Source organism: Bacillus sp. HY001, from assembly GCF_007558965.1.
In the GTDB taxonomy this organism is placed as follows: Bacteria; Bacillota; Bacilli; order Bacillales; family Bacillaceae_G; genus Bacillus_A; species Bacillus_A mobilis.
The window spans coordinates 1-2,063 of record NZ_VLTE01000156.1; the positions used below are offsets into that span (position 1 = coordinate 1).

At 36.2% G+C, this 2,063-nt stretch carries 1 protein-coding gene; it reads right to left on the reverse strand.

The annotated features are described in order from the left end of the window. The coding region (locus FOT98_RS29565) for a DNA topoisomerase (RefSeq protein ID WP_144291205.1) at positions 1 to 1,967 on the reverse strand (1,967 nt) is incomplete at its 3' end. Between the last annotated feature and the right edge of the window lie 96 nt (positions 1,968 to 2,063).

The window sequence follows — 2,063 nt, forward strand, 5'->3', positions numbered from 1 at the left end:
GTTTTTTCTTTTATTCTTTTGGGTAATCCAATGTTACAGTTTGGATGATTGCTACACCCGAAAAATTTCCCTCTATCTAAAATTATTCCATTTCCACAAGGACATTGGCAGACTTCTATTTGTTGCTTCCAGGTCTCTATTAGGTTGTGCGAAACCGTGTCAGGTATTCTTATAATCTCTTGTGTTATTTTTTGTACAAATGTATTTGTTTGGGCAATGAAGTCCTCATAACTCATTTCATTTTTTTCAATACGGTGTATCATTCCTTCCATTTCAGCTGTGTATAGTGGATCTTTAATTTGCTGAACAGGAAATTGTTCAATAAAGGCACGGCCAATTGGAGTCGTAGTAATTTTTCCTTTTTCAATCGCTATATAGTTCTTCTCATGTAAAGCTGGAATAAAGGTTGCTTCGGTTGCAACGGTTCCAATTCTTTTCCCCTTCATTAATTCCTTTAAATGTTCATCGTCTATTTTACGTCCTGCTGTTTCCATAAAGGTCAGAATGGAGCTTTCTGTGTGTAGAGCAGGTTTCTTTGTTTTGGATTCCAGTAATTCAAAATCGCAGATTTGAAGTTCCTGTCCTTTCTGCATAATAGGAATTTTAAATACTTCCACACTTTCTTCCTCTACTTCCTCTTGAAACACTTCTAGAAATCCTTTTTCTCGAAGTACACTTTCTTTTGTTTGATAGATATTTCCCATCGCGTCAATAAGTAATACTTCTCTTACCAGGTATACTGCAGGACGCATGAAATTACCTACAAAACGTTTTACTACGAGGCTATATAGTTGTTTTTCAATCTCTGGACGACCTTCCTCTTGATATTGTTTAGTCGTAGGTATAATAGCAAAATGACTTGATACAAGCTCATCGTTGAATGTTTTATGTTTCACATCAATTGCTTCAATATCTACGGATTGTACCAGTAAAGAATACTGACTCTTAGCTAGTGCCTGCATAACACCTTTTACACGCTCTACTTGCTCTGTAGGCAAATGCCTAGAAGATGAACGAGGATATGTAATAAACCCTTCTTCATACAAGTTCTGAATATGTTTTTTTGCAGTTTCAGCATTAATTTGCAATTGCGCATGGGCATCTTTATACAGATCTGTTAAGTTATATAGCAATTTAGGATTCTTCTTCCTGGTTCCCTCTTTAAATTCTTCTACTACAAGATATTGCCCTTTCAAATTTTCTCCCAAACTTCTTAATGGCGATGGGTTTAACACTTGATCTTCTGTTTTCATAACCGGTGTAAGTCCTAAATCTGTTATTAGCTGCAGATGATAATAAGATTGCTCTCTATAGTTTTCAATTGCTAATTCGCGTTGGCGTATCTCATTTAATAAACACATTTGTACACGGCCAGATGACAATAAGAATTTATTTTGCGCTAATTTTGTGGTACATCCCCTGGTTATATTCATCCCTAATAGATAATCCAGATACTGCCTTGCTTTAGCAGAATACGCCAGTCCATCGTATTTAGATGCGCTTTCTAATCGATTGAGAGCTGCTTCAAGTTCTGCAGCTTCAAAAGAGGATTTAAATACGCGAGATTGCTTTTTATTCACACCTGCATATTCGTACACTTCCCTATAGATTAACTCTCCCTCTCGGTCCGCGTCACATACGTTCACCGCATGGTCAACATCAGGACGTTGCAGTAGTTTAACAAGGATTTGTAATTGTTCAGCATTTTCTTGTATCACTTTATAAGCTGGCTGATAAATTAAAGGTAAATGTTCTAACTTAAACATTTTATACTCTGGATCCATCTCTTCCGGATTTTTTAGTTCCAGCAAATGTCCACGGCACCAACTGACAATATAATGATCATTTTCATAATAACCATAATAAGGCTTGCTACCAATGTACTTTTGTGAGTGACGGAATCGTGGCGATTTCATAATTTCATTGGCCACTTTTGATTTTTCTGCAATAAATAACGTTTTCCCCATAACTTTTCCTCCTTAAACAAAAAAAGGACACACCTACGCTATGGTTATGCGTAGGTGTGTCCTTTTGCAATATGATTTTTTAGTATTGGATTATTT